Consider the following 24,843-nt stretch of genomic DNA (forward strand, 5'->3'; position numbering starts at 1 on the left):
CTGCTGCGGGCGGTGGGGGTCGTCATGCCCTCCGAAACCGCCCATATCCACCGAAGGTGCCGGGGAGAGCGTTCTCCCCGGCACCTCCATCATGTCAAAACCTAGGCCTGGCCGACCTTGAAGCGGGCGAAGCGCTTGACCGTGACGCCGGCGGCGTCGACGACCTGCTGGACCGTCTTCTTGTTCTCCTTGACGAACGGCTGGCCGAGCAGCGTCACGTCCTTGAAGAAGCCGTTGAGGCGGCCCTCGACGATCTTGGGGATCGCCTGCTCGGGCTTGCCCTCCTCGCGGGTGGTCTGCTCGGCGATGCGGCGCTCGTTCTCGACGACCTCGGCGGGCACCTCGTCCTTGGAGACGTACTGCGGGGCCATCGCGGCGATCTGCTGCGCGAGGTCCTTGCCGACCTCCTCGTCCGCCTTGTCCAGCTCGACCAGGACGCCCATGGTCGGGGGCAGGTCCGGGTCGGACTTGTGCAGGTAGGCGGAGACGTAGGCGCCGTCGAACTTGGCGAAGCGGCGGAACTCCAGCTTCTCGCCGATGATCGCGCTCTTCTCCTCGATGTAGCCCTGGAGGGTCTTCCCGGGCTCGATCTCGGCGGCGGCGACGGTGGCGAGGTCGTCGCTGTCCTGGGCGGCGACGAAGTCGGCGACCTGGTCGGCCAGCTCGATGAACTGGGCGTTCTTGGCGACGAAGTCGGTCTCGCAGTTGAGCTCGATGAGGGTGGCCTTGCCCTCGCCCTGCTGGCGGAGGACGACCGTGCCCTGGGCGGCGGTGCGGCCCGCGCGCTTGTCGACGGACTTGGCGCCCTTGATGCGCAGGGCCTCGACGGCCTTGTCGAAGTCGCCGTCGGCCTCGGTCAGGGCCTTCTTGCAGTCCATCATGCCCGCGCCGGTCATGTCGCGCAGCTTCTTGACGTCCGCGGCGGTGAAGTTCGCCATGACTGTTGGATTCCCTTGGAAGTGAAGTCTGTACGGAAGGTGAGCGGTCCGTACACCCCGCGTGCCGCCCCGCTCGAAGGCGGAGCGGCACCGGGGTGTCGTGGGTCCCGGGGGACCGACTGCTACTCGGCGGCCGGGGTGTCCTGGGCCGGGGTCTCCTCGGCCGGAGCCTCGTCGACGGTGGCGGCCTCGGACTCGGCGACGGCCTCGGCGGCGGGCTCGGGGGTCTGGACCGGGACCTCGGAGGCGTCCTGGCCGGCCCCGACGGAGTCGGCGGTCTCGCCCTTGCCCTCGAGGATCTCGCGCTCCCACTCGGCCAGGGGCTCCTCGGCGGCCTTCTGCTCACCGGCGCCGGAGCGGGTCAGCAGACCGTCGGCCACGGCGTCGGCGATCACGCGGGTCAGCAGGCTGACACTGCGGATGGCGTCGTCGTTACCCGGGATCGGGTAGTCGACCTCGTCCGGGTCGCAGTTGGTGTCGAGGATCGCGACGACCGGGATGTTGAGCTTCCGGGCCTCGCTGATCGCGATGTGCTCCTTCTTGGTGTCCACGATCCACACGGCGCTGGGCACGCGGGACATGTCGCGGATACCGCCGAGGGTGCGCTCGAGCTTCTCCTTCTCGCGGCGGAGGTTGAGGAGCTCCTTCTTGGTGAGCGAGGAGCCGGCGACGTCGTCGAAGTCGATCTCCTCCAGCTCCTTCAGGCGCTGCAGCCGCTTGTGGACGGTGGAGAAGTTGGTGAGCATGCCGCCCAGCCAGCGCTGGTTGACGAACGGCATGCCGACGCGGCGGGCCTGCTCGTCGATGGCCTCCTGCGCCTGCTTCTTGGTGCCGACGAACAGGACGGTGCCGCCGTGGGCGACCGTCTGCTTGACGAACTCGTAGGCGCGGTCGATGTGCGCCAGCGACTTCTGGAGGTCGATGATGTAGATGCCGTTGCGCTCCGTGAGGATGAAGCGCTTCATCTTCGGGTTCCAGCGACGGGTCTGGTGCCCGAAGTGGACGCCGCTCTCCAGGAGCTGGCGGGTCGTCACGACTGTGGCCATGACAGGTCCTCCTAGTGGTGGCGGGGATAGGGCTCCCCGCCTTCGGTTGTTCCTGACGCCCCGGCCGTACCGCCACTCCGCCGAGGCGGTGTGGACCGTGGGTACGACCCCTCCGGAGGGAGGCTGGTGGACGTGCGTAGTGTGTTCGGCCCGGTGGGCCACAGATGATTCTATCCTCCGCGGGGAACGGGCCGGACCTGCGCGGGGGGCGGCCCCCGCGGTCGTCCACAGGCCGGCGGAAAAGCCCGCCCGCCGGGCCCGCGGCGGCGAACCTGGATGTATGCGGAACCTCGTGCCCCTCCTCCTGCCCGTCCTCCTCCTGCTGGCCTGCCTCCTGCCCGCTCCCCCGGCGGCCGCCGGCGCCGACTGGCGGTGGCCGCTGGACCCGGCGCCGCGGGTGCTGCGGCCCTTCGACCCGCCCGAGCGCCCCTGGCTGCCCGGCCACCGCGGCGCCGACCTGGCCGCAGAGCCCGGCCAGGAGGTCCTCGCGGCCGGCCCCGGCCGCGTCCACTTCGCCGGCACGGTCGCGGGCACGCCCGTGGTGTCGGTCTCCCACGGCGGCCTGCGCACCACCTACCTGCCGGTGGAGACCGGCCTGGCCCGCGGCGACCCGGTGACCGCCGGGCAGGTCATCGGCACCGTCGCCGCCGCGCCGCGGCACTGTCCGCAGCGCGCCTGCCTCCACTGGGGCCTGCTCCGGGGCCGGGACTACCTCGACCCGCTCTCCCTGCTGGGCCCCGTCCCCGTCCGCCTCCTCCCCCGCACCCCCTGACCCGCCGCCGGCGAACCGCGCCCACCCGCGCGAGCAGCCGGTCGCCGGTGGCACCCGCCTCCGGCATGCCCAGGTGACGGGAAGGGCGTCGCCGCGCCCGCGACGGGGCCTCCCGGGACGGCGAAGGCCATCGGCGGCGGACACGCGCCCGCCGGCTCGGGCGACCGGTCGCCGGTGGCACCCGCCTCCGACATGCTCGGCGACGGGAAGAACGTCGCCGCACCCGACCGGTTGCCCGGGGCGGCGGTGCCGTCGGCGCTGGCCGGCGCGCACCCGGTCGTCACCTGGCCCACCGGCCCGGGCGGTCGGCACCCGCCTCCGGCATGCCCAGGTGACGGGAAGGGCGTCGCCGCGCCCGCAACGGGGCCTCCCGGGACGGCGAAGGCCATCGGCGGCGGCCGACACGCGCCCACCGGCCAGGGTCTCAGGCGCGGGGGTGGGAGCGGCGGTAGACGTCGCGGAGGCGGTCGACGGAGACGTGGGTGTAGATCTGCGTGCTGCGGGGGCTGGCGTGGCCCAGGAACTCCTGGACGCTGCGGAGGTCGGCGCCGCCGTTGAGGAGGTGGGTGGCGGCGCTGTGGCGCAGGTCGTGCGGGGCGGCGTCCAGGCCCGCGGCGCCCAGGTGGGCGTGGACGTCCTCGCGGGCGCGGCGCACGTCCAGGCGCCCGCCGCGCACGCCCAGGAACAGGGCCGGGCCGCTGGACGGGCCGACCAGTGCCGGACGGCCGACGGCGAGCCAGTCGTCCAGGGCGTCCAGGGCCGGGGCGCCCACCGGGACGGTGCGCTCCTTGTCGCCCTTGCCGACGACGCGCACGGTGGTGCGGGCGCGGTCGACGTCGTCCACGTCCAGGGAGCACAGCTCGGCGACGCGCACTCCCGTGGCGTAGAGCAGCTCCACCACGGCGCGGCGGCGGGTGCCCACCGGGGTGTCGTCCACCGGGCGCGACAGCGCGGCCTCGGCCTGGGCCTCGTCCAGGACGGCGGGCAGCGCGCGCCGCTGGGACGGGGCGGACAGGCGCGGCCCCGGGTCGGCGGCGAGCACGCCCTCCCGGTGCAGGTAGCGGGTGAAGGCGCGGACGGCGGCCACCCGGCGGGCGACGGTGGAGCGGCCCGCCCCCCGGTCGCGGGCGCGGGACAGCCAGGCGCGCACCGCGGGCACGTCGAGGTCGCGGACCTCCAGCCCCTGCTCCTCCAGGTCCTCCAGCAGGGACCGCAGGTCGGCGAGGTAGCCGCGCACGGTGTGCGGGGAGCGGCCCAGCTCGCCCGCCAGGTGGGCGGCGAAGCCGTCGAGCGGGCTCACCGGCGGGGCAGGCAGGCGATGCCGTCGATCTCCACCATGTAGGTGGGGTCGATGAGGGCGCTCACCTCCACCAGGGTCGAGGTGGGCCGGTGCCCCTCGGGCAGGCGGGACAGGAGCGCGGAGCGGAACTCCTCCAGGTCGCTGATGTGCCGCAGGTAGTAGGTGAGCCGCACCACGTGGCTCAGGTCCGCGCCGTGGCGGGCGAGGATCGCCTCGATGTTGCTCAGGACCTGCCGGGTCTGGCCGCCGATGTCCCCGGCGACCTCTCCGGCGGGACCCACCGGGACCTGGCCCGAGATGAACAGCAGCGGGCCGTCGGCGGTCAGGGCGTCACTGTAGGGCTTGGCCATGGACGCACGGTATCAGCGCGCCTCCGGCGGAGCGGTGCGCCGGACCACGCCGCGGGCGGGTTCGGCCCCGTCGAGGGCCCCGGAGCGGACCCGGGCGGCCAGGGCGCGGGCGACGATCCGGTCGGTGACCGCCGGGAGGTGCCGGGCCAGGAAGAACTCGACCGCGCCCCGGCGGGTGGTCGGCAGGTCGCGGCGGGGGCGGCGCGACAGCCCCGCCAGCAGCACGGTGTCCACGACGCCGTCCAGGCTCTCGTAGGTGCTCATCCCCTCCAGGGACAGCCCCGCCCGGGCGGTCGAGTCGTGGATGGGACTGCGCACCATCGACGGGTAGACGCAGGTGACGGTCACGTGCGGGGCCAGCTCCAGGCGCAGGGCGTCGGCGTAGGCGACGAGCGCGCGTTTGGAGGCCCCGTAGGCGGCGGCCAGGGGCAGCTGCATGACGGCCATGCGCGAGGACACCATGACCACCCGGCCCCGGGAGTCGACGAGGGCGTCCACGCAGGCGGCGCCGACCCGCCAGGCGCCGAGCAGGTTGACGTCCAGCTGGCGGCGGACCTCGGCGCCCGGGGGCAGCTCGGCCGGCGCGGGCCCGCCGATCCCGGCGTTGTTGACCAGCAGGTCGAGCCCGCCCAGCCGGGACAGCGCCCCGGCGACGGCCGCGGGCACCGCGGCGTCGTCGGTGAGGTCGCAGGCGAGGACCTCGACGGGGTCGTCTTCGCGGGGGCGGGCGTCCAGCCCGACGACCCGCGCGCCCGCGTCGCTCAGCCTCGTGCACAGGGCCCGGCCGAAGGTGCCCGAGGCCCCGGTGACCAGGACGCGCAGGCCGCGGGGGTCGCGGCGGCCGCCGGACAGCAGGTCGCGCAGGGGTCGGCTCATCGGGGGCTCTCCTGGGGGCGGGCGGGCGCGAAGGCGCGTTCGGGGCGGGCGGCCAGGCGCCTGGCCCCGGCGGCGCGCTCGCGGGGCAGGTCGGCGACGTAGTGGTCGAAGTCCACCCGCATCATGGGGCGCCTGTCGCCCCAGCGGGCGGTGGCGGCACGCAGGTCGCGGGCGACGGCCCGGCGCTGCGCGGCCGGGTCGGGCAGGGCGTACTCCCCCGCCAGGTGGGCGGCCACGAGCTCGCCCTGGGCCTCCACGACGGGCAGGGCGGCGCCGGTGGACTGCATGAGGCCGACGAACGCCAGGCTCGGGTCGTCCAGGTGGAACACCCGCTTGTACAGGGGCAGGCGCTCGGGGTCGGGGCCGGTCCAGCGCTCGCCGAGGAAGGGGAGGGTGACGCGGTAGCCGGTGGCCCAGACGACGGTGTCGACGGTGTCGCCGCTCCCGTCGGCGAACACCGCCCGGTCGCCCTCGAAGCGCGCGATCCCCGGCCGGACGGCGATCTCGCCGTGGGTGAGGCGGCTCAGGACGGTGTCGCTGACCGTGGGGTGGTTCTGGAGCAGTCCGCCGGAGGGGGCGGGCAGCCCGTAGTCCTGGGGGCGGCCCACGGCCAGCCGCAGCAGGATCTGGGCGACGGCCTGGCGGATACGCCAGGGCAGCACGGCCAGGGCCCCGCCGGTCGCGTCGGAGGGCCGCCCGAACAGGTACTTGGGCACGATGTGGACGCCGCGGCGGGCCGACAGCAGGACGGGCCCGCGGGCGACGTGGGAGGCGTCGACGGCGATGTCCATGGCGGAGTTGCCGGTGCCGACGACCAGGACCCGGCGGCCCCGGAACGGTTCGGGGTCGCTGTAGTCGCGGGCGTGCATGTGGACGCCTGAGAAGTCGCCCGGGTAGGCCGCGGCGGGCATGCGGGGGTCGCTGTTGTGCCCGTTGGCGACGACGACGGCGTCGTAGCGGGCGGTGTCCCGGCCGGCGGCCACCTCCCAGCGGCCGTCCTCCGTGCGCTCCACCGAGGTGACGTCGGTGCCGAACCGGATGTGCCCGGTCACCCCGAAGGCGTCGGCGTAGTCGGCGAGATATCCGGCCACGAGGTCCGCCGACGGGTAGTCGGGCCACGTCCGCGGCATGGGGCGGGCGGCGAACCCGGTGCGCCCCCGGCTGGTGTTGAGGTGCAGGGAGGCGTAGGCCGGGGAGCCGGGGGCCGTGCGCACCCACAGCCCGCCGGGGCGGTCGCCGCGTTCGTGGACCACCGGTTCCAGGCCGCGGTCCAGCAGGGCCTTGGCGGCGGCCAGACCCGCCGCCCCGGCTCCGATCACGGCGACGCGTGGGCGGCTTATGGGTGGCCTTTCGTGGGGGCGGCGCCCGCCGGGCCCTTCCCGGTTCGGCGGGCGCCGCGGTACTCGGGGGTGTTCCCGCCCCGTCGGCGCCGGGCCCGGGGCGGGGACCGGCGCCGGCGGGGCGGCCGTGGGCCGGTGTGCTCGGGGAGGGCGCGGCTTCCGGGACGCGGCCCTGTTCGGGGAGAGGGGGCCGCCGCCGCACACCGGCCGCCCGGATGCCGGGCTTGTGCGCGGGACCAATCGTAAGCGTCCCCCTGCCCGAAGGACATGGTCACGGACACACCCTTGCCCGGCGGGGTTGTGCTCCGCCACAATCCGGCGGGACGCACGAGGAGGCGCTGATGGATCCGCGGGGGGACTGGGACGGCGTGGTCGCCGTCATCGAACAGGTGGTGGCCGACGACCGGCTGCTGGCGGCGACCGTGGCCGGTGTCCGCGGCTCGGTGCGCGAGGTGGCCGCGCTCACCCCGGGCGACATGAGCGCGCACACCCGGGCGCTGCTGCTGGCCGCGACCCGGGCGGTGGCGGCCCGGCGCGGGCCCACCGAGGCCGAGCTGGGCTTCGTCCAGGAGCTCGGGGTGACCCGGGCCCTCCAGGGCGTCCCGGTGGAGGCGGTGCTGTCCGCGATCCATGTCGCCGAACGCGGGATCTGGGCGCACGTCCGGGAGATCGCCCGGGCCCACGGGGTGGGCGCCGAGCGGCTGCTCGACATGCGCGAGCTGTACGAGGACTGGGCCGAGGCGGTGCGCGGCCGCCTGATCACCGCCCACCGCGAGACCCTGGCCGACCGGGAGCGGTCCGCCACCGCCCGGGACACCGCCCTGCTGCTGCGCCTGCTGGAGGGCGGATCGGCGGCGACGCTGGCCGCCGCCGAAGCGGGCCTGCCCCCGGAGCTGTGGGTGGTGGCGGCCCGCTCCGGGGAGCCGGTGGGCAGCGCCGCCCGCTGGGAGCGGGACCTGCGCGGCCCGGCCCCGGTCCTGGCGGCCGAGGTGGACGGGCTCTTCGTGGCGGTGCTGGCCCGCTCCCCCGCCCCGGACGCCCTGCCGGGGCCGGCGGGCCTGGCCGGGCCCGGGCAGCCGGAGCACGTGTCCAAGCTGCGGCGCCTGGCCGCGTCGGCGCTGGCGGCGGCCGAGGCCGCGGGCCGCACGGGGGTGGTGCACATCGCCGGCCTGGCCGCGCTGGCCGCCGTGGTGGAGCGCGACGACCTGGCCGGAGTGCTGGCGCGGCACCACGCTCCGGCCCGCCGTGCGCTCGGGGCGAACGCGCTGCCCGTGGCCCGGGCCGTGCGCGCCTGGTTCGAGTGCGACCGCGACGTGGCGAGGACCGCCGAGGCCCTGTTCGTGCACCCGAACACCGTGCGCAACCGGCTCCAGCGCTTCGCGGAGGCCACCGGAACGGACCCGTACACGCCGCTGGGCGCGGTGGACGCCTGGTGGCTGTGCCGGACCTGGCTGCTCGCCGCCGAGTGACCTCACCGGACGGGCCGCCACCCCGCGGGGCAGCGCTCCACGAGCCCGGCGGCGGCCAGCAGTCCCAGCGCCCGCATGGTGGACTCCAGGTCCCGGCCGCAGGCCCGGGCGATGACCGCGGGCCCGCCCCCGCCGCGGGGGACCGCGGCCAGCACCCGGGCGCTCTCGGGCGCCAGCTCGGCGGTGACCCGCACCGGGCCGGGCGGGACCCCGCCCAGGGGCCCGATCTGGTCGAGCACGTCCTCGGCGCTCGTGACGCAGGCCGCCTGCCGGTCGCGCAGCAGCAGGTGGCAGCCCGCGGACATCGCCGAGGTGACCGGGCCGGGGACGGCCATGAGCACCCGGTGCAGCTCCGCGGCGTGCGCGGCGGTGTTGAGCGCCCCGCTGCGCAGCCCGGCCTCGACCACCACGGTGCCGGGGGTGAGCGCGGCGATGAGCCGGTTGCGGACCAGGAAGTCCTTGGCCCGCGGGCGCAGGCCGACGGGGCGCTCGCTCACCAGGACCCCGGTGCGGGCGATGTCGGTGAACATCCCCGCGTGGCCGCGCGGGTAGTCCACGTCCGGCCCGCAGGCGAGCACGACCACGGTGGCGCCCGCCGCGTGGGCGGCCCGGTGCGCGGCGCCGTCGATGCCGTAGGCCCCGCCGGACACCACCACGACGGAGCGCTCGGCCAGGTCGTAGGCGAGTTCGGCGGCGACGTGCCCGCCGTAGGGGGTGGCCGCCCGGGAGCCGACGATCGCCACCGAGCGCAGGCACAGGTTGCGCAGGTCGCCGCGGCCGCGCACCCACAGTCCGTGCGAGCGGCGGCCGCCGGGGGCGTCCAGCGCCTCCAGCCTGCCGGGCCACTCGGGGTCCCCCGGCGCCACGAACCTGACCCCGGCCGCGGCCGAGGCCGCCAGCAGGGCGTCGACGTCCACTCCGCGGGCCTGCGCGTGCCAGCGCCGCCAGCGCAGCGCCACCCGGTCCCGGTCCACGACCGCCTCCCCGTCCGCGGGCCCGCTCGGCGGCGGCGCCCCGGCCACCAGGTCCGCCCACACCCGCGCCGCCCCGTGTTCGGCGAGCACCGCCCCCAGCCACGGGTCCCCGGGCGGGGCCACCGTCGTCAGCGCCGCCAGGGCCCGCACCTCGTCCTCGTCCACCGCACCGCTCCTCGCCTCGCCCGTCACCGCGGCCCGCCCCGGGCCGCACTCCCCCGCCGCCGCCCGCCCGGTGGGCCCCACGGCCCGGTCCCGGCGTCACCAGGCGCGGCCGGACCACAGCGCGAAGGCATAGGCCACCTCCTCCTCCCCGGGGCGGTCGCGGTCCGCCAGGTCCGCCAGCGTCCAGGCGACGCGCAGGGTGCGGTCCACCCCGCGCGCGCTGATCCGGCCCTGGTCCATGGCCGTCCCGAGGATGCGCAGCGCGCCGGGCTCCACGGGGAACTCCCGGCGCAGGTGGGCGCCGGGCACCTGGGCGTTGGCGGTCCACGGGGTCCGCTCCAGGCGGGCGGCCGCCCGCCCGCGGGCCGCGAGCACCCGGGCGCCCACCACCGCCGAGGACTCGGCGAAGGCCCGGTCCGCGAGCAGTTCGGCCCGGCCCACCTGGGGCAGCTCGACCTTGAGGTCGATCCTGTCCAGCAGCGGCCCGGAGATCCGGGAGAAGTAGCGGCGCCGCTCCCCGGCGGGGCAGTCGCACAGGGCGCCCGGCTTGGCGCAGGGGCAGGGGTTGGCCGCCATCACCAGCTGGAACCGGGCGGGGAACACGACCGTGGAGGAGGCCCGGGCCAGCACCACCTCGCCGCGCTCCAGCGGCTCGCGCAGCGAGTCCAGCACGCCCCGTCCGAACTGCGGAGCCTCGTCCACGAAGAGCACCCCGCGGTGCGCCTTGGACACCCACCCCGGGGCGGGGTGGCCGCTGCCGCCGCCGATGATGGCCGACCGGGTGGAGGTGTGGTGCGGTGCGGCGAAGGGCGGCACCGTGACCAGCGGGGACCCGGCTGGCAGCAGGCCGGCGACCGAGTGGATGGCGGTGGCCTCCAGCGCCGCCGCCGGGTCCAGCCGGGGCAGCACCGTGGGCAGCCGCTCGGCCAGCAGGCTCTTCCCGGTGCCGGGCGGGCCGAGCATCATCAGGTTGTGCCCGCCCGCGGCGGCGATCTCCACCGCCCGCCGGGCCACCGGCTGGCCCAGCACGTCCGCCAGGTCGGGCTCGGTGTCGGCGGGGCGGCGCGGCCGCGGCGCCGGGTCGGGCGGCCGCGCCTCGGGGAGCAGGCCCTCCCGCGCCCAGCGGCACAGCTCCTCCAGGGAGTCGACCGCGACCACCTCGATGTCGGGGACCAGGGCCGCCTCGGCGGCGTTGCCCCGGGCGACCACGAAGCGGTCGTGGCCGCGCTCGCGGGCGGCGATGACCGCGGGCAGCACCCCGCGCACCGGGCGGGCCCGGCCGTCCAGCCCCAGCTCCGCGATGAGGACCGTGCCCGCCAGCGGGTCCGGCGGCACCGCCCCCTCGGCGGCCAGGACGGCGGCGGCGATGGCGAGGTCGAACATGCTGCCCGCCTTGGGCAGGCTGGCCGGGGACAGGCTGATGGTGATCTGGCCGCTGGGCCAGGCCTCGCCGCTGTTGGCCAGGGCCGCGCGGATCCGGTCGCGGGCCTCGCGCAGCGCCGCGTCGGGCAGGCCCACCAGAGTGACGCCGGGGTCGCCGCCGCCCAGGTGCACCTCGATCTCGACGACGTGTCCCTCCACCCCCAGCAGCGCGACGCAGTGGGTCCGGGCGAGCGTGATCATCGCACCCCCCGCACGGGTCGCCCGGGAGGGGGTGCGCCCTCAGGCGGCTGTGGCACCTGCCCTCCGCCCGCCCTCCCGTACCACCGGGGAACGGCGGGCTCCGCTGGAGCGGTCCGCGGGAAGGACCCGTGCCCGTGGGGCCGCCCGTAGACGGCAGGGGGCGACAGGCGAGCGGGAATCACGACGGAAAGACCGAAGGCACCCCGGCACCGCACAAGGCGAGGGCTACGGCCTCCAGGCCACCCGCCGAAGGCGGCACCAGGCCACGGATGGGCATCGCCGGAAAGGCGGGGCCCCGCCCTCCAGGGCCACCGCACAGGGCGAGGGCTACGGCCTCCAGGCCGCCCATCAAAGGCGGCGGGCGCCGGGCGGGGGTCCGGGGGGACACGCCACGGTGAGGGGCGGGCGGGCTCCCGCGGGGCGGTCATGACAGGCCCCGCTCGTGGGAGACGTACACGCGGCCGCCGGTGAGCAGGACGCCCAGGCCGTCGACGCGCAGGGGGCGCCCGGGCACCCGGCGGGCGCGGGCCCAGGCCCGGCCCAGGCGGCGCAGCCGTCCGCGCTTGCTCCGGCCGATGGCCTCCACCGGGTGTCCGTGCAGCAGCCGGGTGCGGGTCTTGACCTCGGCGACGACCAGCACGGGGCCGTCCCGCGCCACGATGTCGATCTCCCCGGCGGGGCACCGCCAGTTGCGGTCCACCACCCGTATCCCGGATCGTTCCAGGAACGCGGCGGCCAGGTCCTCACCGAGGCCGCCCAGGTCCCTCCGGTACGCGGCGTACACGTCCACGTCGACCACCTCCCGTTACCACGGTCGGTGATCGGGCGGCGTCCCGCCAGGGTCGGTTCTCTTCTGTGGATAACCGGCGTCAGTCCCTGCCGCCCTCCGCGGGCGGCAGCTCGATGTCGGCCTTGGTGATCTCCTCGACGTTGACGTCCTTGAACGTCACGACGCGGACGTTGCGGACGAACCTGGCGGGCCGGTACATGTCCCAGACCCAGGCGTCCTCCATCACGACCTCGAAGTACATCTCCCCGTTCTCGGTGGAACGCGGCTGCAGGTCGACGTGGTTGGTCAGGTAGAACCGCCGCTCGGTCTCCACGACGTAGCCGAACAGCCCCACGACGTCCCGGTACTCGCGATAGAGCTGGAGCTCCATCTCGGCCTCGTACTTCTCCAGGTCCTCAGAACTCATCCACGTGCTCGCTTTCGTCTGCAGTCTCCGGCCGGGGTGTCCGGTTCCTCCCTGTCATCCACTCGTTGTCGGCCTTCGCTCTGTTCCCAACGGGGGAAGGCCCTGGGACGTTCCACGCGAGACCCACACGGTCTGGGATCCATCATGCGTCACGGAACGGACTTTCGTGCCCGGACGAGAGGATTTCCTCGGACCGATCCCGCCGGCCGGCCCTCCGGCCGCCCGTCAGGCGTCGTCGTCGAGCCGCGCGAAGGTCTCGGGGATCCCCAGGCCGCCGGCCTGGTCGAAGGGCCAGATGATCACGAACGCCCGCCCGACCACGTGGTCGATGGGCACCGCCCCGCCCCCGGGGTTGCCCTGGTTGCGCCGGGAGTCGGAGGAGATCGCCCGGTGGTCGCCCATCACCCACACGTGCCCCTCGGGCACCGTGACCGGCCCGAACTCCTCGTGCGAGGTCAGGCTGCCCGGGTAGAGGTACTCCTCCTCGTCCAGGGCGACGCCGTTGACCGTGACCCGCTGCTGCTCGTCGCAGCACTGCACCACGTCGCCGGGCAGGCCGATGACCCGCTTGATGTACTCCTTGCCGGTGGGCGCCGCGCCCAGCTGCTGCTGCACCCAGGTGAAGCCGCGCGAGACCGGGTTGGTCGGCTCGGGGATCACCACGGTGTTGGGGTCGTCCCACGACCCGTCGCCGTCGAAGACCACGACCTCGCCGCGCCGGATGTCCCGGATCTCGTAGACGACCTTGTTGACGAGCACGCGGTCGCCGACCTGCAGGGTGTTCTCCATCGACCCGGAGGGGATGTAGAAGGCCTGCATCACCCAGGTCCTGATCACGAACGCCAGTACCAGGGCGATCACGATGAGGATGGGCAGTTCCTTCCAGAACGACCCCTGCTTCTCCTTGCTCATCGACTCGTCCGCCTTCTCCTCCGCGTCGGCATCCTCGGCTTCGGAGACAGCACTGGCTCCCGAGTCCTGATCGGACTCGGGAGCCAGTGGGGAGCCGTGCTCCTCAGGGCCGGGCCGGGCGGAATCCTCGTCCTGAACCCCGTCCGCGCCGAGGTCCCTGTCGTCTGTACTCATCGAGCCGAAGCTTATACCTCGCGGGAAAACCGCGGGGGCGACTCCGGAGAGGAACCAGGCGACTACTGACCGGCGGGCTCGCGGCGCTCGCGGATGCGGGCGGCCTTGCCGCGCAGGTCGCGCAGGTAGTACAGCTTGGCGCGGCGGACACGGCCACGGGCCGCGACCTCGTACTTCTCGATCGCCGGGGTGTGGATCGGGAAGGTCCGCTCCACGCCGACGCCGTAGCTCACCTTGCGGATGGTGAAGGTCTCGCGGCTGCCGGAGCCCTGGCGGCGGATGACAACGCCCTTGAAGACCTGGACACGGGTACGGTTGCCCTCGGTCACGCGCACGTGAACGTTGAGGGTGTCACCGGGGCGGAACTCCGGGACGTCGGAACGCAGCTGGGCCTTCTCCAGCTCCTGAATGGCGGTGTGCATCTGAATCCTCATCGATAGCGCTCCGCGCCCCACCCCGCCCGCTCCGGGCGTGCGGGGGTGCGCGGGCGATGGCCCGTAAGGGTCTGACTGTCGAACCGCCCGGGTGACCGACACAGAGGCCGACGTCGTGCCGCCGGCATGCGGATGCCTGAGGATCACCAGGGGGGAACCCACCCAGTTTGCCACATCCCGTGCGGCGCACCGAACCACCTGGTCAGGTGGTCTCGGGTACACCCTCCCCGGCCTCCTCGGCCAGGACCTCCCGGTCCCGCCGGTCCAGGGACTCCGCGGGGATGGCGGCCACCAGGTCGGGGCGGTTGCGCGCGGTCTTGCGCAGCGCCTCGTCGCGCCGCCAGCGGTCGACCGCGCCGTGGTTGCCCGACAGCAGGACCGGCGGCACCCCGCGGCCGCGCCATTCGGCGGGCTTGGTGTACACCGGGCCCTCGACCAGGTTCTCCATGCCCCCGGAGGCGAACGAGTCCTGCACCGCGGACTCCCGGTTGCCCAGCACCCCGGGCAGCAGCCGGGTGATCGCCTCGACCATGACCAGGGTCGCCGACTCCCCGCCGTTGAGCACGTAGTCGCCGATGCTGATCTCCTCGACGGGCATCCGCTCCGCGGCGTCCTGGGCGACCCGGGAGTCGATGCCCTCGTAGCGGCCGCAGCCGAACACGAGGTGCCCCTCCCCCGCCAGCCTCTCGGCGTCGGCCTGCCGGAAGGGGCGGCCGCTGGGGGTGGGCAGGATGAGCCGGGCGGGCGCGTCGCCGACCACGGCGTCCAGCGCCTCGCCCCACGGCTCGGGCTTCATCACCATGCCGGGGCCGCCGCCGTAGGGGGTGTCGTCCACGGTGTTGTGGCGGTCGTGGGTCCACGAGCGCAGGTCGTGGACGTGCACGTCGAGCAGCCCGGAGGCGCGCGCCCTGCCGATGAGGGACAGCTCCAGCGGCGCGAAGTAGTCGGGGAAGATGCTGATGATGTCGATGCGCACGGTGCGCCCTTCAGTCGGCGAGGTCGAGCAGCCCCGGGGGCGGGTCCAGGACGATCCGGCCGCCGGGCACGTCCACCTCGGGGACCAGCTCCGCGACGAACGGGACGAGCACCTCGCGGCCGCCGGGGGCGGCCAGGACCAGGACGTCCTGGGCATTGTGGAGCACGTCGTCCACCGTCCCGACCTCCTCGCCGTCGGTCGTCACGGCGGTCAGGCCGATGAGCTCGTGGTCGTGGAACTCGTCGGGGTCGCCGGTGGGCCCCAGGTCCTCGGAGTCGATGAGCAGGGTGGTCCCGCGCAGCTCCTCGGCGGCGGTGCGGTCGGCGACGCCCTTGAAGCGCACCAGCAGGCGGCCGCTGTGCACGCGCACCGCCCCGACGGTCAGCGGACCGCCTCCGGGCCGGTCGGTCTCCAGGACGGAGCCGACGAAGAACCGCTCCTCGGGGGTGTCGGTGCGCACGTCGATGGCGACGTCGCCGCGGATGCCGTGGGCGCGGCCGATACGGCCGACCACCAGACGCATGGGACTCCGTCCTCCCTCCCGCCCTCGCGCGGGGTAGTCGGGGAACAAGGGGAAACTCGGGTGCCGGGAACGGCGGGGAAAAGACCGTGCCCGGGGCCGTGTGGCCCCGGGCACGGCTGCGGGGGCGCCGACCGAGATCGGCGCCCCCGCAAGGCGCGTCAGCGCACTTCGTTCAGGTCCAGCAGATCGACGCGGACGTAGCGGCCGCCGGCCAGCGCACCGATGACGGTGCGCAGGGCCTTGGCGGTGCGTCCGTTACGGCCGATCACCTTGCCGAGGTCGTCGGGGTGCACCCGGACCTCCAGGACTTTGCCCTTGCGGAGTCGTTTGACCCGCACCTGGACATCGTCGGCGTTCGCAACGATCCCCTTCACGAGGTGCTCAAGCGCCTCTTCCAGCACGTCAGGCCTCGCCCTCGGACTTCTCGGCCTCAGCGGTCTCGGCGGCGGGCTTCTCCGCCTTCTTCTTCGGGGCGGCGGTCTTCTTCTCGGCGCCCGGGAGCACGAGCTCCTTCAGGGCGGCCTGGAAGGCGGCCTCCTTGGCCTCCGGGTCCTTGGCCTCGGCGACCTTCAGCGGAGCCGGCGCGGCCAGGCCCTTGAACTTCTGCCAGTCACCGGTCTTGCGCAGGAGGACCTTGACCGCGTCGGAGGGCTGGGCGCCCACGCCGAGCCAGTACTGGACCCGCTCGGAGTCGACCTCGATGAGGCTCGGGTGCTCCTTGGGGTGGTACTTGCCGATCTCCTCGATCGCCTTGCCGTCACGCTTGGTGCGGGCGTCGGCGACGACGATGCGGTACTGGGGCGTACGGATCTTGCCCATACGCTTGAGCTTCAGTTTGACAGCCACTGGAGTGGTCTTCTCCCGATTAACGGTTGAGGCGCCCGGCGGGGCGGCCACGTGGGGTTGTGGAGCCCACCGGAACAGACGTGGGCGGCGGGCTAGTTAGAGGGCCGGCCCGCCACCGTTAGTCGACTACTCATTGTGCCAGACACCCGCGGGTTCCTTGGACAGCCCCGCGGCGTGGCCTACTTCTCAGGCAGCTTGAACCCCGACAGGTCGGGCATGTTCGGCATTCCGCCGCCGCCGAACGCGGGGGGCAGCTGCGGCTGCTTGCCGCCGCCGAGCCCCGGCGGCAGCTGCGGCTGGGCGTTCTCCTGCTGCTCCTTGCGGCGCTGCTGGCGCTCCAGCTCCTGCTGGCGGGCCTTCATCGGGTTGCCGCTGCGCTGCTTGCCCTTCTTCTTCTGCTGGGCCTTGGCCTTCTTGCGGGCCCCGCCGCCACCGCCCATGCCGGGCATGCCGGGGATCCCGGGCATGCCGCCGTTCTTCATCTTGCGCATGACCTTCTGCGCCTCGAAGAACCGGGTGACCAGGTTGTTGACGTCGCCGACCTGCGTGCCCGAACCGTTGGCGATGCGCAGCCGGCGCGAGCCGTTGATCATCTTGGGGTTGGCCCGCTCGCCGGGCGTCATCGACTGGATGATCGCCTGGAGGCGGTCCAGGGCCTTGTCGTCGATGTTGTCGATCTGCTCGCGCATCTGGCCCATGCCGGGCATCATGCCGAGCAGGTTGCCGATGGGGCCGAGCTTGCGGACCATCATCATCTGCTGGAGGAAGTCGTCCAGCGTGAAGTCCTCGTCCGACGCCATCGTCGAGGCCATCTTCTGGACCTCGGCCTCGTCGAACGTGCGCTGCGCCTGCTCGATGAGCGTGAGCACGTCACCCATGTCCAGGATGCGCGAGGCCATCCGGTCCGGGTGGAACAGGTCGAAGTCGTCCAGCTTCTCGCCGGTGGAGGCGAACATGATGGGACGGCCGGTGATGTGCCGGATCGACAGCGCGGCACCGCCGCGCGCGTCGCCGTCGAGCTTGGTGAGGGCGACCGCGTCGTAGCCGACCCCGTCCAGGAAGGCCTGGGCGGTGTTGACGGCGTCCTGGCCGATCATCGCGTCGACGACGAAGATGATCTCGTCCGGCGACACGACGTCGCGGATGTCCGCGGCCTGCTGCATCATCTCGGTGTCCACACCGAGGCGGCCGGCGGTGTCGATGATGACGATGTTGTGGTTGTTGCGCCGCGCGAACTCGATGGAACCGCGCGCGACCTCGACCGGGTCGCCCACGCCGTTGCCGGGCTCGGGCGCGAAGACGGGGGCGCCGGCGCGCTCGCCGACGACCTGGAGCTGGGTGACCGCGTTGGGACGCTGGAGGTCGGCGGCGACCAGCAGCGGCGTGTTGCGCTGCGCGGCCAGCCACTTGGCGAGCTTGCCCGCCAGGGTGGTCTTACCGGCGCCCTGGAGGCCCGCCAGCATGATGACGGTGGGCGGGTTCTTGGCGTAGCGGATCTGCCGGGTCTCGCCGCCGAGGACCTCGATGAGCTCCTCGTTGACGATCTTGATGACCTGCTGGGCCGGGTTGAGGGCCTTGGAGACCTCCTCGCCCCGGGAGCGCTCCTTGATCCGCGCGATGAAATCACGGACCACGGGCAGGGCGACGTCCGCCTCCAGCAGCGCGAGACGGATCTCCCGCGCGGTCGCGTTGATGTCCTCCTCGGACAGGCGCCCCTTGCCCCGCAGCGAGGAGAAGACCGATGTCAGCCGGTCGGAAAGCGTCTCGAACACGAGTGTGGCCAGTCCTTCGTCTCGGAATTGGTCTCTAAGCCTACCCGGACCTCGTCACACCGGCGGAAACCCGTCGGGGGCCCGGAACGGGGAGGAGGGGCCGGGAAACCCCGGCCCCTCCTCCACCCGGACGCGGAGCGTGTCAGTTGCCGCCCCCGTCCTCCTCGCTCTCCTCGTCCGCGGGCTCTCCGCCGCCGGACAGCGTGGCCTCGCGCTGCTCGTTCAGGGCCTCCAGCATGCTCTCCTGCTGGCTTCCGGGCAGGCCCCGGGTGCTCAGGGTGGCGTTGCCGTCGATCGTGTACGTCTGCTGGGTCTGGCTGACGATGTTGTAGTCGGCGCTGCACGACAGGTCCAGCGTGCCGCCCGCCTCCAGGTTCCCGCTGTCGTCGCAGGTCTGCTCGCCGATCTCGGAGTTGCTGAAGGTCACGTCCATGCGGACGGCGACCGTCCCGCTGCCGGTCCCGGCGGCGTCGCGGACGGTGCCCGACCAGGTGCAGTTGGGGCCGTCCTCGCAGGTCATCTCGGCCTGGCCCTCCCAGCCGACCTCGATGCGCGCGTCGCGCGAGGAGCCGAGCTCGTCCGTGGTGGCGGCGATGACCCCGTCGTAGAGCTCCTCGACGGCGGCGGTGTCGGCCTCGGCCAGGTCCAGGCGGACCTGGGGACCGCTCTCGGCCTCCGGCGCCACGAGCTCCTCGATGGCGATGCGCTTGATCTGGCCGCTCTCGGCGTCGATCCACATCTGGTTGCGCTCGCCCGCCAGGTCGATGCGGTGGGTGAGGGTGCCGTCCAGGTTCTCCTCGACGGCCTCGTCCGACTCCAGCTCGATGCCGCCCAGGATCTCGGCGAGGACCGGCGGGGCGAGCACGGCGCTGGGGTCGATCCCGGCCTGCGCGCCGGAGGCCCGCACCCAGTTGCCGCCGAACTCGTCGAAGTCGGGCGCGAAGACGCCCTGGTCGAGCCAGAAGTCCTCCAGCGCCCGGATGAAGATCCGCCCGTCGGCGCTGATGAGGTCGGCCTCGATGCTGCCGGAGCGGATGGTGCCGTTGGCGGCGCCGCCGTCGGCGACGGTGAGCGAGGCGTCGCGCACGTCGGCGCCCACGCTCTCGGCGACCTGGCCGGTGGCGACCAGGCCCTGGTACCCGGCGAGGTCGGTCAGCGCCTGCTCCACCAGGGGCGCGGCGGCCACCGGCTCGGCGGGCTCGGGGCTGGGCTCCTCCTCGCCGCCGCCGGGGCGCAGGTTGCTCAGGTCGATGGAGCATCCGGCCAGGCCGAGCACGACCGTCGCACCCGCCGCGGCGAGCACGGTGCGCCCGCCCCTGCGAAGCCTGTTGTGAATGACCGGCGCCATCTTGCCTCCTGACCCCGCTGTGCGGGGCACGTACGAATCAGCGTGGTTTCTTCCGGGAGTCCGGCCGGGGTGCACCCCCTCGACCTGTTCGCCCCCTGGGATGCGCCCGCGCGCCCCCGGGTTCGGGTCGGCATGGGCGCTTCGCGCGATCCGGCCGTACGACCGGCCTCGGCGGCGTCCGGCGCCCCGACCGCGCCGCCCCGCCAGGGTATCGAACCACAGCACAGAACACGGCCAACATCCGGTACGAATGCCCCCATATGCCGCGTCGGCGGTGGTTCCGTGGACGACGACGGGGCCGGCGGGGATCGCTCCCCGCCGGCCCCTGGGTCACCTCACCGCTTCAGCGGCGCAAGACCTCCGGCCTCAACGTTGAAGACTAGGCCTTGACCTGCGATGAGGCCGTCTCCCCGCCCGGAGGCGTCGGCGAGGAGACCGCTTCCGCCTCCAGCTCGTCGAGTTCGTCGAAGGCGTAGGCCGACTCGGCGTGGAGCTCGTGGTCGAGCCCGTTGGTCTCGACCTCCTCGGGGATGCGGAACCCGATGATGAGGTCGATGACCTTGCCGATGACGAAGGTGATGACGAAGGAGTAGAGCATGACGCCGACCACGGAGACGGCCTGCACGGCGAGGAGGCCGACACCGCCCCCGTAGAAGAGGCCGGCGGAGCCGCCCGTGACGTCGGCGGCCAGGAAGCCCAGGGCCAGGCAGCCGATGATGCCGCCGACCATGTGGATGCCGACCACGTCCAGGGCGTCGTCGTACTTGAACTTGAACTTCCAGCTGATGGCGTAGGCGCAGACGCCGCCGGAGACGAGGCCGAGGATGATCGCGCCGACCGGGGTGAGGTTGGCGGCGGCCGGGGTGATGGCGACCAGGCCGGCGACGGCGCCGGACGCGAAGCCCAGGGCGCTGACCTTGCCGTAGCGGATGCGCTCGACGAGCATCCACGCGGCGGTGGCGGCGGCGGTCGCGACCTGGGTGTTGACCAGGGCCAGGGCGGCGGTGCCGTCGGCGACGTAGGCGGAGCCGGCGTTGAAGCCGAACCAGCCGAACCACAGGAGCGCGGTGCCCAGCAGGACGAACGGCAGGTTGTGCGGGCGCATCGACTCGGAGCCGAAGCCCTTGCGGCGGCCGAGCACGAAGGTCAGCGCCAGGGCCGCGGCGCCGGCGTTGATGTGGACCGCGGTGCCGCCGGCGAAGTCGATGACGTTGTAGCCGCCGATGGTCATGCTCTCGATCCAGCCCTCGCCCCAGACCCAGTGGGCGACGGGGAAGTAGACCAGCAGGGCCCACACCGGGACGAACAGCAGCCAGGCGCCGAACTTGGCGCGGTCGGCGATGGCACCGCTGATCAGGGCGACGGTGATGATGGCGAACATCATCTGGAATCCGGCGTCGACCAGCAGCGGGTAGGAACCGGGGCCCTCACCCGAGTTCTCGCCGATCAGGCTGGTGAGGCCGACGTAGTCGAAGCCGCCGATGAACGCCTGCAGGGGCCCGAAACCCTCGGAGTAGGTCAGCGAGTGGCCGATCAGGACCCAGAGCATGCTCACGATGGCGATGCTGGCGAAGCTCATCAGCATCATGTTCAGGACGCTCTTGGCCCGCGACATGCCTCCGTAGAAGAAGGCCAGGCCCGGTGTCATGAGCATCACGAGCGCGGCACTGGTCAACAACCAGGCTGTCGTGCCGGTGTCAATCATTACGTCGCCTCCATAGGACGGACGGGGGATTGTCTGTGAGGGCGGCAGTCAGCGAGCGCATCATCGGGCCCGATGCAGAACACCACGCAGGCAACTGTCCGACCGGGGTGTTTCTCGGTGGCGCCCCACGTGTTGCACGGGCGTAAAAGGACAGCCAGTCGTGTTAACGCCCCGTGAACGAACCCCCCGCATGCGGCCGATGCACGTGCACCGGCGCAGGGCGACCACCCTCACATCGACTCTGGGCGATGTTCGCGCAACGCAGCGTCACATCTCGCGGCGATAACGGAGTCATTGCCAGGAAGTCACCCCGCCGTGTAACACCGGTATTTCAATTGCATGACGTGGGTCACAGGAGGTTCGCGCGACTCCCCCGGAGACGCCGGCGGCCGGCCACCCCGTGTCGGGGCGGCCGGCCGCCGTGGAGGGGTCCGCGCTCAGCCGAGGATGGCGTCCACGAACACCTCGGGGTCGAACGGCGCCAGGTCGTCGGGGCCCTCGCCCAGGCCGACCAGCTTGACCGGCACGCCCAGCTCCCGCTGGACCTGCACGATGATGCCGCCCTTGGCGGTGCCGTCCAGCTTGGTGAGCGCGATGCCGGTCACGTTGACCACCTCGGCGAACACCCGCGCCTGGCGCAGGCCGTTCTGGCCGGTGGTGGCGTCCAGCACCAGCAGCACCTCGTCCACCTGGGACTTCTTCTCCACCACGCGCTTGACCTTGCCGAGCTCGTCCATCAGGCCCGTCTTGGTGTGCAGGCGCCCGGCGGTGTCGATGATGACGGTGTCGGCGCCGTCCTCGATGCCGCGCGCCACCGCGTCGAAGGCCACGCTGGCCGGGTCGGCGCCCTCCTCCTTGCGCACGACCGGGGCGCCCACCCGCGACCCCCAGGTCTGGAGCTGCTCGCTGGCGGCGGCGCGGAAGGTGTCGGCGGCGCCCAGGACGACCGAGCGGCCGTCGCCCACCAGAACCCGGGCCAGCTTGCCCGTGGTGGTGGTCTTCCCGGTGCCGTTGACGCCGACGACCATGATGACCGCGGGGCGGTCGCCGTGCGGCGCGGTGTGCACCGCCCGGTCGGCGTCGGTGCGGATCTGGGCGAGCAGCTCCTCGCGGAGCAGGGCGCGGACCTCGTCGCGGTCGCGGGTCCCCAGCACCTTGACCTTGGTGCGCAGGTTCTCCACGATCTGCGTGGCCGAGGTGACGCCGATGTCGGCGGTGATGAGGGTGTCCTCGATCTCCTCCCAGGCGTCCTCGTCGAGGGAGGAGGAGGACAAGAGGTTGAGCAGCCCCTGGCCCAGGGCGCTCTGCGAGCGGGCGAGCCGGGCGCGCAGCCGGACCATGCGTCCGGCCGAGGGCGGGGGCGTCTCCAGCTCGGGTTCGGCGGGCGGCGCGGGGGCCGCGGTCGCGCCCGCCGGAGGTGCCTGGGCGGGCGGGAGGAGGTCGGCCCCGCCGTCCTTCTCCCGGTCCTCCGGGGTGGTCGGCTGGGGCTCGCGGGTGACCTCGGGAGCGGTCTCCTCCTCGCCCGGCGCGACCGAACGCCGGGTCCTGACCAGGAAGAATCCGCCGACGGCCGCGAGCACGAGGACGATGGCAAGACCTGCGTACAAGTAGATTTCCATAGCCCGCCCAGTCTCCCAGAGTGTTCGACGCATTCGCATCACACCGTGGTGGCGTGCCGGGAACGAACCGGTGACCGGGCACGGGCCCGTTCAGACGGAGCGGTGGCGTGTGGTGCGCAGGATCAGCACGAAGAACGGCGCCCCCAGGAACGCGGTGACCACCCCGATCGGCAGCTCGGCCGGTGCCGCGACGGTGCGCGCGACGATGTCGACGGCGACCAGGAAGGCCGCGCCGACGATCATGGTCACCGGCAGGACGGCCCGGTAGCTCGACCCCACCAGCCGGCGCACGATGTGCGGCACCACGATGCCGACGAACCCGATGAGACCGCTCACCGACACCGCCGCGGCGGTGGCCAGGGAGGCGGCGGAGATCACGGTGATCCGCACCACGGCCGGGTCCAGCCCCAGGCTGACGGCCTTGTCGTCGCCCAGCGCGAGCATGTCCAGCAGGTGGCCGCACACCAGCAGGACGAGCATCCCGGTCACCGCGTAGGGGGCGATCAGGCGCACGTCGTCCCAGCCGCCCCGGCCCAGTCCGCCCAGCAGCCAGGCGTAGATGCGCTGGAGCTGGTCGGTGCCCATCTGCTGTACGAACGTCTGGACGGCCGACAGGAACGAGGACACCGCCACCCCCGCCAGGACGAGCGCGGCGGTGCCGCCCCCGCCCGCGGTGGTGCCGAGCAGGTAGGCGGCGGCGACCCCGGCCAGGGCCCCGGCGAAGGCGGCCACCGGCACCAGGGCCCGGGGGTCGTCGCTGATCTGGGCGCCGAAGACGATGACCGCGGTGGCGCCCAGCCCGGCCCCGGCGGCGGCCCCCAGCAGGTAGGGGTCGGCCAGCGGGTTGCGGAAGACGCCCTGGTAGGCGGCGCCCGCGGTGGCCAGCAGGGCTCCGACCACGGCGCCCATGACCACCCGGGGCAGCCGGAGTTCGACCAGCAGGGCCGCCTGCCGCTCGGTGAGCGGTGACTCCACGTCGAGCGGCAGGAGGCTCAGCAGGTGCAGGACGATGTCGGACGCGGACAGGGAGGCCGCTCCCGCGGAGACCCCGAAGAGGACGGCCGCGGCCAACAGGACCAGGCCGCCCGCGCCCCAGCCGAGGGGGACACCGACAACGCCCCGGGGCACTACTTGTCCGCGTTCTCGAGGACGGCGTCGCCGACGAGCCGGGCGAAGTCGACCACGCGCGGCCCCCAGCGGGAGGCGATGTCGGCGTCGAGCAGGTAGACGGCGTCGTTCTGGACGGCGGTGACGGTGTCGAAGGCGGGGCGCTCGGCCACGGCCCCGACGGCGGCCTCGTCGCCGTAGGACAGGAAGATCAGGTCGGGGTTCTCCTCGACGATGTACTCCTGCGAAAGCTGCGGGTAGCCCCCGGCGGTGCCGTCGTCGGCCGCGTCGGCGATGTTGACCAGGCCGAACGAGGAGTAGACCTGGCCGACGAAGGTCTCGGAGGTGGCGGCGAAGGGGGTCTCGTCCAGCTCCTGGTAGAAGGTCAGGCCGCTGTCGCCCGCCTCGGCGCAGACCTCTTCGACGACCTCGGCGAACTCGGTCTCGACCCGGGTCGCCTCCGCGTCCGCGTCCTCGCTGTGGCCGGTGGCGTCGCCCAGCAGGCGGATCTGGGCGTAGGTGTCCTCCAGGGTGGCGGCGGCCGGCAGGACCAGGGTGGGGATGTCCACCTCGCCGAGCTGCTCGGCGACCTCGGCGGTGCTGTCGGACATGACGACCAGGTCGGGGTCGTACTCGGTGACGGCCTCCACGCTGGGGGTGAACCCGCTCAGGTCGGTGGTGGGCGCCTCGGGCGGGTGGTTGGAGTACTCGTCGGCCGCCTCCACCAGGTCGCCCGCGCCGATGGCGAAGAGCATCTCGGTGTGGCTCGGGGAGAGGGAGACGATCCGCTCGGGGGCGGCCTCCAGGGTGACCTCGCCGGTGGCGTCGGTGAGGGTGACCGGGAAGGTGCCGTCTCCGACGCCGGGGCGGTCCGGGTCGGCCGCGGGCGGCGCGCAGGTCGCGGCGGCGGTGTCGGTGCCCGGCTCGGCGGACTCGGCGGGCTCGGGCTCCTCGCCCTGGCCGCCGCAGGCGGTGAGGGCGAGCGTCGCGCCCAGCAGGACGGCGGGAAGTCGGTGTGCGATCCGCACGGTGCTCCTTGGGGAACCGGGGGAAGGGGAGCGGCCATGGCGGAGGACGGCCCTGTCCCTCCCACGAGGACGGTGGCGTGCGGTGTCGGTCAGGCGACCCGGCTCGTCCCCGCCGGGGCGGGGCTTCACGGTTGCGGGGCAGCGCCGGGTTGGGCGGCCGTGGGGGCCGCGGTACCGGACTTCGCTTTGTCGACACCGGCCGGTCGCCCGTGTGCGGGGCGGATCGGCCCCACCACTGTACTGGCCGGCACCCGGCGGGCACCGGCCGGGGCGACACCGCGTCCGGCCCGGCGTTCGCGGCGGACGAGGGCGGAAAAGGAACCCGGTACCACAATTCAGGACTCCGGAAT

The 24,843-nt window shown here is 73.7% G+C and carries 24 protein-coding genes; 2 read left to right on the forward strand and 22 right to left on the reverse strand.

Annotated features, from left to right (window positions below; translation table 11 throughout):
• Positions 1 to 101: 101 nt before the first annotated feature.
• The gene (gene tsf / locus ACFVNO_RS09625; RefSeq protein WP_355258229.1) at positions 102 to 938 is read right to left on the reverse strand and encodes a translation elongation factor Ts; all 837 of its coding nucleotides are present in this window, start codon (positions 936 to 938) and stop codon (positions 102 to 104) included.
• Positions 939 to 1,060: 122 nt separating this feature from the next.
• Positions 1,061 to 1,984 carry a 30S ribosomal protein S2 gene (rpsB, locus tag ACFVNO_RS09630; protein ID WP_355258232.1) on the reverse strand — a complete coding sequence of 308 codons (924 nt, stop codon included), beginning with the start codon at positions 1,982 to 1,984 and terminating at the stop codon, positions 1,061 to 1,063.
• Between the two features lie 280 nt (positions 1,985 to 2,264).
• Here rpsB and ACFVNO_RS09635 point away from each other — a divergent pair, with 280 nt between their 5' ends.
• Positions 2,265 to 2,756: a M23 family metallopeptidase gene (locus ACFVNO_RS09635; RefSeq protein ID WP_355258235.1), complete on the forward strand. Its 492-nt coding sequence runs from the start codon at positions 2,265 to 2,267 to the stop codon at positions 2,754 to 2,756.
• A 424-nt stretch (positions 2,757 to 3,180) separates the two neighbouring features.
• Here ACFVNO_RS09635 and ACFVNO_RS09640 read toward each other — a convergent pair whose 3' ends face one another.
• The 4 genes from ACFVNO_RS09640 to ACFVNO_RS09655 are packed head-to-tail and all read right to left on the reverse strand — an operon-like array spanning position 3,181 to position 6,601.
• Positions 3,181 to 4,056, reverse strand: coding sequence for a tyrosine recombinase XerC (locus ACFVNO_RS09640; protein ID WP_355258238.1), 876 nt, complete (start codon positions 4,054 to 4,056; stop codon positions 3,181 to 3,183).
• The gene (locus ACFVNO_RS09645) at positions 4,053 to 4,406 is read right to left on the reverse strand and encodes a RidA family protein (protein WP_220563084.1); all 354 of its coding nucleotides are present in this window, start codon (positions 4,404 to 4,406) and stop codon (positions 4,053 to 4,055) included. The genes ACFVNO_RS09640 and ACFVNO_RS09645 overlap by 4 nt, the downstream gene beginning before the upstream one ends.
• A 12-nt stretch (positions 4,407 to 4,418) precedes the next feature.
• Positions 4,419 to 5,282: an SDR family NAD(P)-dependent oxidoreductase gene (locus tag ACFVNO_RS09650; RefSeq protein WP_355258242.1), complete on the reverse strand. Its 864-nt coding sequence runs from the start codon at positions 5,280 to 5,282 to the stop codon at positions 4,419 to 4,421.
• Positions 5,279 to 6,601, reverse strand: a complete 1,323-nt coding sequence (locus tag ACFVNO_RS09655; RefSeq protein ID WP_378891107.1) for a flavin-containing monooxygenase — start codon at positions 6,599 to 6,601, stop codon at positions 5,279 to 5,281. The genes ACFVNO_RS09650 and ACFVNO_RS09655 overlap by 4 nt, the downstream gene beginning before the upstream one ends.
• Before the next feature lie 362 nt (positions 6,602 to 6,963).
• Here ACFVNO_RS09655 and ACFVNO_RS09660 point away from each other — a divergent pair, with 362 nt between their 5' ends.
• Complete coding sequence (locus tag ACFVNO_RS09660) at positions 6,964 to 8,091, forward strand: helix-turn-helix domain-containing protein (protein WP_355258248.1); 1,128 nt, start codon at positions 6,964 to 6,966, stop codon at positions 8,089 to 8,091.
• Between the two features lie 2 nt (positions 8,092 to 8,093).
• Here ACFVNO_RS09660 and ACFVNO_RS09665 read toward each other — a convergent pair whose 3' ends face one another.
• The 16 genes from ACFVNO_RS09665 to ACFVNO_RS09740 all read right to left on the reverse strand — a co-directional run bounded on the left by ACFVNO_RS09665 (position 8,094) and on the right by ACFVNO_RS09740 (position 24,493).
• Positions 8,094 to 9,230 carry a DNA-processing protein DprA gene (locus ACFVNO_RS09665; RefSeq protein WP_355258251.1) on the reverse strand — a complete coding sequence of 379 codons (1,137 nt, stop codon included), beginning with the start codon at positions 9,228 to 9,230 and terminating at the stop codon, positions 8,094 to 8,096.
• Positions 9,231 to 9,326: 96 nt separating this feature from the next.
• Positions 9,327 to 10,850, reverse strand: coding sequence for a YifB family Mg chelatase-like AAA ATPase (locus tag ACFVNO_RS09670; protein ID WP_355258749.1), 1,524 nt, complete (start codon positions 10,848 to 10,850; stop codon positions 9,327 to 9,329).
• A gap of 427 nt (positions 10,851 to 11,277) precedes the next feature.
• Positions 11,278 to 11,643, reverse strand: a complete 366-nt coding sequence (locus ACFVNO_RS09675) for a YraN family protein (protein WP_355258254.1) — start codon at positions 11,641 to 11,643, stop codon at positions 11,278 to 11,280.
• Between the two features lie 79 nt (positions 11,644 to 11,722).
• On the reverse strand, positions 11,723 to 12,049 hold the full coding sequence (locus tag ACFVNO_RS09680) for a DUF2469 domain-containing protein (RefSeq protein WP_073379808.1): 327 nt from the start codon (positions 12,047 to 12,049) through the stop codon (positions 11,723 to 11,725).
• Positions 12,050 to 12,274: 225 nt separating this feature from the next.
• Positions 12,275 to 13,135 carry a signal peptidase I gene (lepB, locus tag ACFVNO_RS09685; RefSeq protein ID WP_355258257.1) on the reverse strand — a complete coding sequence of 287 codons (861 nt, stop codon included), beginning with the start codon at positions 13,133 to 13,135 and terminating at the stop codon, positions 12,275 to 12,277.
• A gap of 62 nt (positions 13,136 to 13,197) precedes the next feature.
• Positions 13,198 to 13,557: a 50S ribosomal protein L19 gene (rplS, locus tag ACFVNO_RS09690; RefSeq protein WP_220563091.1), complete on the reverse strand. Its 360-nt coding sequence runs from the start codon at positions 13,555 to 13,557 to the stop codon at positions 13,198 to 13,200.
• Between the two features lie 214 nt (positions 13,558 to 13,771).
• Positions 13,772 to 14,545: a tRNA (guanosine(37)-N1)-methyltransferase TrmD gene (gene trmD / locus ACFVNO_RS09695; protein WP_355258260.1), complete on the reverse strand. Its 774-nt coding sequence runs from the start codon at positions 14,543 to 14,545 to the stop codon at positions 13,772 to 13,774.
• Positions 14,546 to 14,555: 10 nt separating this feature from the next.
• Positions 14,556 to 15,068: a ribosome maturation factor RimM gene (gene rimM, locus ACFVNO_RS09700; protein ID WP_355258263.1), complete on the reverse strand. Its 513-nt coding sequence runs from the start codon at positions 15,066 to 15,068 to the stop codon at positions 14,556 to 14,558.
• Positions 15,069 to 15,226: 158 nt separating this feature from the next.
• Positions 15,227 to 15,469, reverse strand: a complete 243-nt coding sequence (locus ACFVNO_RS09705) for an RNA-binding protein (protein WP_220563094.1) — start codon at positions 15,467 to 15,469, stop codon at positions 15,227 to 15,229.
• Position 15,470: 1 nt separating this feature from the next.
• The gene (gene rpsP, locus ACFVNO_RS09710; RefSeq protein ID WP_220563095.1) at positions 15,471 to 15,914 is read right to left on the reverse strand and encodes a 30S ribosomal protein S16; all 444 of its coding nucleotides are present in this window, start codon (positions 15,912 to 15,914) and stop codon (positions 15,471 to 15,473) included.
• 179 nt (positions 15,915 to 16,093) lie between these two features.
• A complete protein-coding gene (gene ffh / locus ACFVNO_RS09715) occupies positions 16,094 to 17,686 on the reverse strand; it encodes a signal recognition particle protein (protein WP_378891118.1) in 1,593 nt (530 codons plus the stop codon).
• Between the two features lie 142 nt (positions 17,687 to 17,828).
• Positions 17,829 to 19,034, reverse strand: a complete 1,206-nt coding sequence (locus tag ACFVNO_RS09720; protein WP_355258268.1) for a hypothetical protein — start codon at positions 19,032 to 19,034, stop codon at positions 17,829 to 17,831.
• Between the two features lie 379 nt (positions 19,035 to 19,413).
• The gene (locus tag ACFVNO_RS09725; protein WP_355258271.1) at positions 19,414 to 20,739 is read right to left on the reverse strand and encodes an ammonium transporter; all 1,326 of its coding nucleotides are present in this window, start codon (positions 20,737 to 20,739) and stop codon (positions 19,414 to 19,416) included.
• A 437-nt stretch (positions 20,740 to 21,176) separates the two neighbouring features.
• Positions 21,177 to 22,358 carry a signal recognition particle-docking protein FtsY gene (gene ftsY, locus ACFVNO_RS09730; RefSeq protein WP_220563099.1) on the reverse strand — a complete coding sequence of 394 codons (1,182 nt, stop codon included), beginning with the start codon at positions 22,356 to 22,358 and terminating at the stop codon, positions 21,177 to 21,179.
• A gap of 90 nt (positions 22,359 to 22,448) precedes the next feature.
• On the reverse strand, positions 22,449 to 23,486 hold the full coding sequence (locus tag ACFVNO_RS09735; RefSeq protein WP_355258275.1) for an iron ABC transporter permease: 1,038 nt from the start codon (positions 23,484 to 23,486) through the stop codon (positions 22,449 to 22,451).
• A complete protein-coding gene (locus tag ACFVNO_RS09740) occupies positions 23,486 to 24,493 on the reverse strand; it encodes an ABC transporter substrate-binding protein (protein ID WP_355258278.1) in 1,008 nt (335 codons plus the stop codon). Before ACFVNO_RS09740 ends, ACFVNO_RS09735 begins: the two co-directional genes overlap by 1 nt.
• Positions 24,494 to 24,843 lie beyond the last annotated feature (350 nt).

The organism is Nocardiopsis sp. NPDC057823 (assembly GCF_042797335.1).
In the GTDB taxonomy this organism is placed as follows: domain Bacteria; phylum Actinomycetota; class Actinomycetes; order Streptosporangiales; family Streptosporangiaceae; genus Nocardiopsis; species Nocardiopsis changdeensis.

Bases quoted from the DNA above. Each gene is read 5' to 3' on its own strand.
- tsf (WP_355258229.1), bottom strand. From the start codon at position 938: ATGGCGAACTTCACCGCCGCGGACGTCAAGAAGCTGCGCGACATGACC.
- rpsB (WP_355258232.1), bottom strand. From the start codon at position 1,984: ATGGCCACAGTCGTGACGACCCGCCAGCTCCTGGAGAGCGGCGTCCAC.
- ACFVNO_RS09635 (WP_355258235.1), top strand. From the start codon at position 2,265: ATGCGGAACCTCGTGCCCCTCCTCCTGCCCGTCCTCCTCCTGCTGGCC.
- ACFVNO_RS09645 (WP_220563084.1), bottom strand. From the start codon at position 4,406: ATGGCCAAGCCCTACAGTGACGCCCTGACCGCCGACGGCCCGCTGCTG.
- ACFVNO_RS09650 (WP_355258242.1), bottom strand. From the start codon at position 5,282: ATGAGCCGACCCCTGCGCGACCTGCTGTCCGGCGGCCGCCGCGACCCC.
- ACFVNO_RS09660 (WP_355258248.1), top strand. From the start codon at position 6,964: ATGGATCCGCGGGGGGACTGGGACGGCGTGGTCGCCGTCATCGAACAG.
- ACFVNO_RS09680 (WP_073379808.1), bottom strand. From the start codon at position 12,049: ATGAGTTCTGAGGACCTGGAGAAGTACGAGGCCGAGATGGAGCTCCAG.
- lepB (WP_355258257.1), bottom strand. From the start codon at position 13,135: ATGAGTACAGACGACAGGGACCTCGGCGCGGACGGGGTTCAGGACGAG.
- rplS (WP_220563091.1), bottom strand. From the start codon at position 13,557: ATGCACACCGCCATTCAGGAGCTGGAGAAGGCCCAGCTGCGTTCCGAC.
- rimM (WP_355258263.1), bottom strand. From the start codon at position 15,068: ATGCGTCTGGTGGTCGGCCGTATCGGCCGCGCCCACGGCATCCGCGGC.
- ACFVNO_RS09720 (WP_355258268.1), bottom strand. From the start codon at position 19,034: ATGGCGCCGGTCATTCACAACAGGCTTCGCAGGGGCGGGCGCACCGTG.
- ACFVNO_RS09725 (WP_355258271.1), bottom strand. From the start codon at position 20,739: ATGATTGACACCGGCACGACAGCCTGGTTGTTGACCAGTGCCGCGCTC.
- ftsY (WP_220563099.1), bottom strand. From the start codon at position 22,358: ATGGAAATCTACTTGTACGCAGGTCTTGCCATCGTCCTCGTGCTCGCG.